Raw genomic sequence first — 8,147 nt, forward strand, 5'->3', positions numbered from 1 at the left:
AGCAGGTACCAACGTGCCGATCCTGGAAAACAAAGTGGTGGTTATCACCGGCGCGGGCCGGGGCCTTGGACGCGCCTATGCGGTGGCGATGGCCAAGGAAGGGGCGCGATTGGTCATAAATGACCTCAAGCCTGACCTCGTTGAGGCGGCAGCGGAGGAGATTCGGAGAAGCGGCGGGCGCGCCATCGCCGATTCTCACGATATCGCCACCTGGGACGGCGCCCACGATCTCGTCCAGACCGCCCTCCGCGGCTTCGGCACGCTTGACGCGCTTGTTAACAATGCAGGCATCCTCCACAAGGCGCGACTCCTTGACGAGAGCGAGGCCGGCTTTGACGCCATCTTCCGTACGAATACGTACGGCACCTTTTTCTGCGCCCGCCACGCCGCGAATGTCCTGGTGCAGAAAAGAGCCGGCGTCATCCTCAACACCACTTCCTACGCCCAGGCGGGCGGTCCTGATCTTTCCGCCTATAACGGCAGCAAGGGTGCGGTGGCGAGCCTTACCTACTCCTGGGCATTGGAGCTGGCCCCCTACGGGATACGGGTAAATGCCCTTTCTCCCAGCGGCGCGACGCAGATGACGGACATCTTGAATGCAGGCCGCGAAAAGCCGACTGTCTATCAACCGGTCGAGCTAGCCGCTCCTCTCGCATGCTTTCTGATCAGCGACTATGCGAAGAACATCACCGGCCAGGTTATGCGCCTCCACCGCGATAGCCTTCAGATACACGCACATCCCGGCCCATGGCGTGAGGCAAAGCGCCCACAAGGTTGGACGCTTCAAGACATCATCCGCGATTTTCCCTCGATGCTCGGCAAAGACCTGCACCCCGTCGGCGCTGAAGCAGCGTCTTATCAGTTCTACAACGCATTAGAGGAGTCGTCCTGATGAAGATAGATCTGCTCTACGAACTGCAGATGCCCAAGCCCTGGCCCAAGCCTCAATCGCGAGGCGAGTATCAGGTCTATCGGAAGTCCATGGCGCAGATCGAGCTGGCCGATAAGCTGGGCTTCGATACGGTCTGGCTCGTGGAGCACCATTTTCGGGAAGAGCGTTCGCACTCCTCCGCTCCGGAGATCTTCCTCGGCGCGGTGGCCCAGCGCACCCAAAACATCCGTCTTGGCCACGGCGTGGTCCTTCTTCCCTATCCTTTCAATCACCCGGTGCGGGTTGCCGAGCGCGCAGCCGTCCTCGATCTGCTGAGCAACGGGCGCGTCGAGTTCGGCACCGGCCGTTCCACTCGGTTCGAGCAGGAAGGCTTCCGCATCAAATATGAGGAATCCCGCGCGATGTGGAAGGAAGCGATGGAGATTATTCCGCAGATGTGGATGAAGGAGAGATTCAGCCACAAGGGGCAGTACTTCGATATTCCGGAACGGAACGTCGTGCCCAAACCCCTTCAGGAGCCGCACCCGCCTCTCTGGATGGCCGCCAGCAATGACGAGAGCTACCCCATCGCCGCCGAGATCGGCGTCGGCGCTCTGGGCCTGACGATCCTCCTTCCTCTTGATCGCCTTGAACAGCGGATCAACGTGTACAGGCGCGGCATCAAGAACGCGAAACCCGTCGGCGCGATGATCAACGATAAGGTCGGCGCCTATACCCTGGTCATGTGCGCCGATTCAGCCGCAAAAGCTCGGGAAGCCGGCGCCTACGAAGCGGTTGCATGGTGGCTCACCCACGCCGTCCTGGCGACCACCGCCTGGGAGGGCATGCAGTCCACGAACAAGATGTTCGGGGACTTCCCGCTCTTGCAGAAGTACCACGAAGGAAAGGTCGGCGTGGAGGCCTTCGATCATGAGGACATGGTAGTCATCGGCGATCCGGATCACGTCATCAGGAAGATGGAGTCCTACGCGAAGACCGGCGTGGACCACATCCTCTGCGACGTGGATTTCGGCCATATGAAGCATGAAGACATCATACACTCCATCGAACTCCTCGGGAAATACGTCATCCCGCACTTCAAGCGTAAGGGCATCTCCACCACGATCGGCGCTCAAAAGTCATGAAGACCGGCGAGAGGAGAAGACGCTATCGGGACAAGCTCTCCCTTAGCGGGAAGACGGCGGTTGTGGCAGGCGGCGGCCTTGGTATGGGCCTCGCGATCTCCCAAGCCCTCTACGAAGCGGGCGCGAAGGTCGTCGTTGTTGATATCGTCAAGGAGCGAGCTGCCGCCGCCGCCAAGGGCCTTGGGCCCCGGGCCACGGCGCTTCAAGCGGACGTCACCCGCCAGGCCGATATTGACCGCCTTGTGCGGGACGTTGCCAAAGGCCATGGGAAGTTTGAGTTGCTGGCGACTGTGGTGGGCGGCATGCAGGGCTTTGCCCCGTGGGCGCCGGTCACCGATACGGACCCAAAGGCATGGGACAAAGTCCTTGACCTGAACCTCCGCCACTTCTTCTTGCTCTCCCGCGCCGCCGTCACCCACTTCAAAAAGCATCGAACCAGAGGCGCTATCGTCAGCATTTCCTCTGTCAACGGTCTGACCTCTGCCCCTCATCACGCGGCGTACGGCGCGGCAAAAGCCGGGATGATCAGCGTGACGCGAACCCTTGCCGCTGAATGCGGTCCCTTCGGCATCCGTGTGAACAGCATCGCCCCGGGGACCATCATGACCGACCGCAGCGCCGAGGCCTACACGCCGAAGGCGCTCAAGCGACTCAACGAGCTCATCCCCCTTGGCCGCCTAGGCACCGTTGATGACATCGGCGCCGTCGCCCTCTTCCTTCTCTCCGACCTCTCCGCCTATATCACCGGCCAAACCATCGTCGTTGATGGGGGCGTGACGAACGTCTACCCCTTTAGCATGCAAAAGGCGGAGGACTAGCCATGCAACAGCCTCCGATGAAGATCGCACTGCACTATGAGATGGAAGTGGACCCCCGGAGCTATACCGAGTACGACATCTGGCATAACGTTCTTGAGCAGATCGTGGCCGGTGAACGGGCGGGCTTCTGGGGCGCCTTCAGCGTCGAACACCATTTCAATCCTGGCTATTCCCATGTTCCCGCTCCCGAGATATTGCTTGCCGCCGCGAGCCAGCGCACCAAGACGATTCGCCTTGGAACGGCGGTGCGCCTCCTGCCCTTGAACGACCCGATCCATACGGCTGAGTCTTTTGCCTCCATCGATATCCTCTCCAACGGACGCCTCGAGTTCGGCGTAGGCCGCGGCGTCTCTGAGGTCGAATTCGAGATATGGAAGCAACCCTCGCCGTACGGGGAGACGGCCGCCGCGAACAAAGAGCTCTTTCTGGAGTACTGCGACCTTGTCAGGAAATGCTGGACTGAGGAGAACGTCACATTTCATGGGAAGTATTACCAGGTCACCAGCCCGGTGACCATCGTGCCCAAGCCGCTGCAGAAGCCCGCGCCGCGCATGTGGGCTTCGACGACAAGCCGGACATCCCAAGAACAGAACCTCGGCCGCGGCATGCATATGCTCACGGGGACGATCTTGGGAGGCTTTGAGAATATCACAGGCGATACGGCCAGCGCCCGCGAGGTCTGGAAGAAGTTCGGCCACGATAGGCGCGAGGCCCTGGAAGTCGGCTGCATGGTCCCGCTGTTCTGCGCGAAGACCACCCGCGAGGCGATGGTGATGGTGCGCCCTCATCATGCCTATTACATCGAACAGCTCTGCCGCTTCTTCGCTCCGCGCGACCCGGAGGAGCGCCGGAAGCGGCTCGCCGCCATCCCTCCCGGCCGCAAGCCGTACTGGGAGCAGCCGCCTTCTTGGGAGCAAGCCCTGAGCGAGCGCATGATCATCGTCGGCTCCCCTGATGATTGCATCCGGCAGATCCGGGAGTATGAAAGGGCCGGGATAACGCTTATCTTGGGGCTGATGCAGATGGGCGGCATCGCGCATGACAAGGTCATGCGTAGCATCGAACTTATGGGTCGGGAAGTCATCCCGCACCTTGCGAAGGGTTAGGGGTAGCCTTGGCGAGCAAGCCTTCCAACTGGGGCCGCTGGGGCAGAGCCGATGAGCGCGGCGCCCTGAACCTGCTGACCCCTCAGGTGGTTCGCGCTGCAACCGGCCTCTGCAGGACAGGCCAGGTCTATCCCCTTGGCCTGCCGATACGGAGCGGCTACCCGCCCAAAGGCTACCGGAAGCCGCCAATGCGCACTACGTCACTCAGCGGGGCCGCCTACGAGAGACTCCACCCCGGCACCAAGGGCGTTTTCAGCGCTGAGGACCACTACTCGTTTGCCTCCCATTCTGGTACGCATATGGATTCCCTGGCTCACGTCTGGCACGGAGATCGCCTGTTTAACGGCTTTCCTGCCGGTAGCCTTACGGCCGCCGCGGGGGCGCAGCGCTGCGGCATAGATAAGCAAGAGGCCATCGTGGCCCGTGGCGTCATGCTCGATATGGCTCGCTATCTCAAAGTCGGCGCCGTCCCCGCAGGGCGCGCCTTTGGCTCTGCCGAGCTTGCCGCTTGTGCCGAGTCCCAAGGCCTCACGCTTCGCTCTGGGGACGCATTGCTCGTCCGGACAGGCTGGATCCGGCGTTACCTTAAGGACCCGGCCATCGAGCATCAGGGGGAGCCTGGCATCGGGCTTGATGCCTGCAACCTCATTCGGGAAAAGGGGATCGCCGTCGTCGGCTGTGATAATGCCGCTATCGAGCCGATCCCCTGGGCGAAGGGTCAATTCCTAGCCGTTCACGTTGAGCTGCTGCGCAACCAGGGTGTGCCGCTGCTGGAGTACCTCAACCTTGAGCGGCTTGCCGGAGACCGCATCTATGAGTTTCTTTTGGTCGTGGCCCCACTGCGCGTTGTGGGCGGCACGGGCAGTCCAGTGAACCCCATTGCGATAGCCTGAGCCAGTACGGAAACCCCGCCAGACAGCCCACTATCCCCGCGAGATGCTGCCCGACGAAAAGCAAGAGCCCGCCCCATCACTGGGGCGGGCTCTTTTCTTCACTGCCCGGTTAGCGAGCCGAAGAGCCTACTAGTCCAACCACATGTACTCGAGGTTGGGGCCAAAGATGTTCGGCATCAGGTACTGGTAGGAGAAGAGGGCATTGTGGAGCTTCTCGCTATGGAAGTAGATCGCGGCGAGGGTGGGAGCCGGGATTCTCCAGACGTTGTCATGCTCCGCCTGCCAGATCTGCTTCAGGATGTCCTTGCGCTTGGCCGGATCCATCTCGACGCGCTGATTATCAAGGAGTTTATCCAGGTTTTGGTCCTTGATGCGCGCCACGTTCCCCGAGGAAGCTGAATGCATGTGATTGTAGACGTACGAATCAATCGTGGACTGCGTTCCGACGAAGTAGAAGGTGCCGCCGCCGAACTTGTACCCCACCGCGTTGCCGCGGAGTGTGGTGAAGTCAACGGGATTCAGCTTGACCGTGATGCCGATCGCCTTGAGGTTGTCCACAAAGATCGGGCTGCTCAGGTCATGGTCGGCCAGGGCGCCTCTCGAGTAGTCCATCTGGATTTCGAAGCCGTTCGGGAACCCCGCCTCGGTCAAAAGTTGCTTTGCCTTCGTCGGGTTGTACTGGTAGTTCGGCATCTCGTCCAGCTTCGGGCGCTGATCGAAAATCCAGGGCCAGGGCACGGGCGACATGATGGTGCCGGCGTCCTGGTAGATGTCCTTCACCACGCCAGGGCGGTCATAGGCAAGGGACATCGCCTGGCGTACCTTCACGTTCGCCGTGGGGCCGCTCTCCAGGTTCACGACGATCGAGTAGAGGGCGTGGGGCCAAATTGTCTCAAAGTAGACGGCGTTGGGCACCGTGCGGCGGATCTCTTCAGAGCCGCGAACGGTGTAGTTCGCGCCCGGCAGGTTTGTCCAGTGCTGTTGGCCGGCGCGGAAGGCCGCCTTGGCGGCCTCGCCGTCCGTGATGACGCCGTATTCAAAGGCGTCCATGTACGGCTGACCGGGCTTGAAGAAGGTGGGGTTCTTGACGTAGATGATCTGCTCTTTCCCCTTGACTTCCTTTACCTGGTAGGGGCCGGTGCCGATCATCTGGTTCTCAAAGCTGCCGCTGGCATCCTTGATTTCCTTGGCCAGGATGTAGTGCTGGATGCCTGCGGGAACCACGGCAAGGAAGTCGGCGGAGACGCTCTTCTGTGCGATGACTACGGTCTGCGCGTCCGGCGCCGTGACGGAATCAACGTTCGCGAAGTTGCTCGCCAAGGCGCTGCCCTGGGTCTTCCAGGCGTAATCGTAGGAGAAGAGGATATCGGCCGAGGTGACGGCCCTGCCGTTCACAGGCGCGATGTTCTGGAACTTCGCATCCGGGCGCAGCTTGAACGTCCATGTCTTGCCGTCGGCGGAAGCGCTCCAAGAGCTGGCAAGGTCGGGCACGATCTCGCAGGTGTACGGGTCAAAGACCTTCATTTCCAAGCCTGCGGCGCAGCGGACCAAGCGGTTGTGGGCCACGCTTAGCGGGCCGTTGGTGCCGGAGCCGACGGACTTGATGGGATCAAGATTCGGCCAGCTGACGCTGGAGGAAATCTTGAGGGTGCCGCCCGGCTTAGGCGTGAGGGAGAAGTTCGGGGCGTTATAGCGATACTTGATGACCTTCAGCGTGTTGGGGTTGACGTTAAAGACGCCTGGCACCGGCGCAGCCGTTGCCGTTGGTGCGCGGGTTGGTGCAGCTGTCGGGGGAGCAGAGGTCACCGTTGGTGGGGCCGCTGTCGGGGCCGCTGTTGGGGGAGCAGTCGTCGCGGTGGGATCTTCATCGTCGTCCCCGCCGCAGGCCACCAGCACCATGCTCACCACCATGGCCAAGACAAAGGCGGTCCATGGAAGTTTTCTCAGTGGAAGTTTTCTCAGTTTCAGCATCTATTCTCCTTCATGAGCTTTCTACGCATAGCCGATCATAGAGTTCTACGCTTGTGGGACACGACAAAGTTGCTCTGCTCTCTCGATGCGGCCTCCTCAGTTCTTCCCTAGGAAACAATCGGTTTTCTAGGAGGGCGGTAAGGTGCGGGGTAGTATATAACACACTAAGCTATTTGAAAAGTCCCACAAGGCCGCATGCCATAAAGAGGCTACCCGATCCGTCCACGCAGCTTCGGGTCAAGAACGTCACGGATTGTATCGCCCAGCATATTGAAGCCAAAGACGGTCAGGCTGAGGAAAACGCCTGGGAAGATGCCGATCCAGGGGGCAGTGGTAAGCACATCCCGTCCCTCCTGGCTGATCATATAACCCCAGGATGGGTTGGGAGGAGGCGGCCCCAGGCCAAGAAAGCTCAAGGAGGCCTCCAGGAGGATCGCGTTTCCTATCTGCACAGAGCCGATGACGAGAACCGGGGCGACGACGTTGGGGAGGACGTGGCGCAGGAGGATGCGCGCGCTCCCTGCGCCAAGGGCCTTGGCGGCCTCCACGTACATGTTCGGCTTCACGGCCAGCACTGCCCCTCTCACGATGCGGGCAGAACTGGGCGTCATAACCACGGCGATCGTCAGGATAAGCTTGTCCGTCCCCGGTTCGAAGATCGAGATGAGCGCCAACGCCAGCACCATCGTTGGGATGGACATGATGGCGTCAATGATGCGTTGAAGCACGATGTCCAGAAAGCCGCCGAAGTAGCCGCTCAAGAGGCCGATGATGGTGCCCGCAGCGGTACCGATGGAAACAGAGATGATGCCCACCAGCAGCGAAACCCGGCCTCCGTGCACAACCCGGCTAAAGACGTCCCGTCCTACTTGGTCTGTGCCGAACCAGTGGTCCCAACCTGGGCCGGTGAAGGGCCGTCCGACCCGGGTCTTCGTCGGATCGAATTCTGAAATGAGGGGCGCGAAGAGAGCGGAGGAGATAAGGAGGATGATGAGGATGCCGGCGGCCGTGCCGATCGGCTCCCGCTTCGCGAAGCGCAGCCAGCGCTTCCCTAGGGAAACCGCCTTGTAGCGCGGGTCTGTCCGCCAGGTTGCTTGGATAGCAGTGCTCATCGGTCGCGATGGTCCTTTTAGGAGTACCTGATCCTGGGATCGAGCCACCCGTAGGACAGGTCAACGATCAGATTCACGAGCATGGTGATGGCGGCGATGAGCATGACGTTGGCCTGGATCTGCGTGTAATCCCGGTGCGTGACTGCCTCCAGGGTCAGCCTGCCCAGGCCCGGCAGGCCGAAGATGACTTCGATGATGATGGTGCCGCCGAGCAGATAGGCCAGCTGTGTG

The 8,147-nt window shown here is 61.0% G+C and carries 8 protein-coding genes; 5 read left to right on the forward strand and 3 right to left on the reverse strand.

The features are described 5' to 3' along the window. The first annotated feature begins 13 nt into the window (after positions 1–13). From FJ039_04890 to FJ039_04910, 5 genes are read left to right on the forward strand one after another with little or no spacing between them, the layout of a single operon-like run. Positions 14–892 carry an SDR family oxidoreductase gene (locus tag FJ039_04890; GenBank protein ID MBM4405508.1) on the forward strand — a complete coding sequence of 293 codons (879 nt, stop codon included), beginning with the start codon at positions 14–16 and terminating at the stop codon, positions 890–892. Next, positions 892–2,016 (forward strand): LLM class flavin-dependent oxidoreductase, encoded by a 1,125-nt coding sequence (locus tag FJ039_04895; protein ID MBM4405509.1) that lies wholly within the window; start codon positions 892–894, stop codon positions 2,014–2,016. The genes FJ039_04890 and FJ039_04895 overlap by 1 nt, the downstream gene beginning before the upstream one ends. Further along, positions 2,013–2,834, forward strand: a complete 822-nt coding sequence (locus FJ039_04900; protein MBM4405510.1) for an SDR family oxidoreductase — start codon at positions 2,013–2,015, stop codon at positions 2,832–2,834. The genes FJ039_04895 and FJ039_04900 overlap by 4 nt, the downstream gene beginning before the upstream one ends. A 2-nt stretch (positions 2,835–2,836) precedes the next feature. Beyond that, entirely contained in the window at positions 2,837–3,940 is a 1,104-nt protein-coding gene (locus FJ039_04905) for an LLM class flavin-dependent oxidoreductase (protein ID MBM4405511.1), read from the forward strand. Positions 3,941–3,948: 8 nt separating this feature from the next. After that, complete coding sequence (locus tag FJ039_04910) at positions 3,949–4,833, forward strand: cyclase family protein (GenBank protein MBM4405512.1); 885 nt, start codon at positions 3,949–3,951, stop codon at positions 4,831–4,833. A 129-nt stretch (positions 4,834–4,962) separates the two neighbouring features. Here FJ039_04910 and FJ039_04915 read toward each other — a convergent pair whose 3' ends face one another. From FJ039_04915 to FJ039_04925, 3 genes are all read right to left on the reverse strand, one after another. Next, entirely contained in the window at positions 4,963–6,804 is a 1,842-nt protein-coding gene (locus tag FJ039_04915) for an ABC transporter substrate-binding protein (GenBank protein ID MBM4405513.1), read from the reverse strand. A 209-nt stretch (positions 6,805–7,013) separates the two neighbouring features. After that, positions 7,014–7,916, reverse strand: a complete 903-nt coding sequence (locus FJ039_04920) for an ABC transporter permease (GenBank protein MBM4405514.1) — start codon at positions 7,914–7,916, stop codon at positions 7,014–7,016. A gap of 17 nt (positions 7,917–7,933) precedes the next feature. After that, a partial coding sequence (locus FJ039_04925; GenBank protein ID MBM4405515.1) for an ABC transporter permease subunit occupies positions 7,934–8,147 on the reverse strand: 214 nt, incomplete at its 5' end.

It is taken from the genome of Chloroflexota bacterium, from assembly GCA_016875535.1.
Lineage (GTDB): Bacteria > Chloroflexota > Dehalococcoidia > SHYB01 > SHYB01 > VGPF01.

Bases quoted from the DNA above. Each gene is read 5' to 3' on its own strand.
- FJ039_04895 (MBM4405509.1), top strand. From the start codon at position 892: ATGAAGATAGATCTGCTCTACGAACTGCAGATGCCCAAGCCCTGGCCC.
- FJ039_04900 (MBM4405510.1), top strand. From the start codon at position 2,013: ATGAAGACCGGCGAGAGGAGAAGACGCTATCGGGACAAGCTCTCCCTT.
- FJ039_04905 (MBM4405511.1), top strand. From the start codon at position 2,837: ATGCAACAGCCTCCGATGAAGATCGCACTGCACTATGAGATGGAAGTG.
- FJ039_04915 (MBM4405513.1), bottom strand. From the start codon at position 6,804: ATGCTGAAACTGAGAAAACTTCCACTGAGAAAACTTCCATGGACCGCC.
- FJ039_04920 (MBM4405514.1), bottom strand. From the start codon at position 7,916: ATGAGCACTGCTATCCAAGCAACCTGGCGGACAGACCCGCGCTACAAG.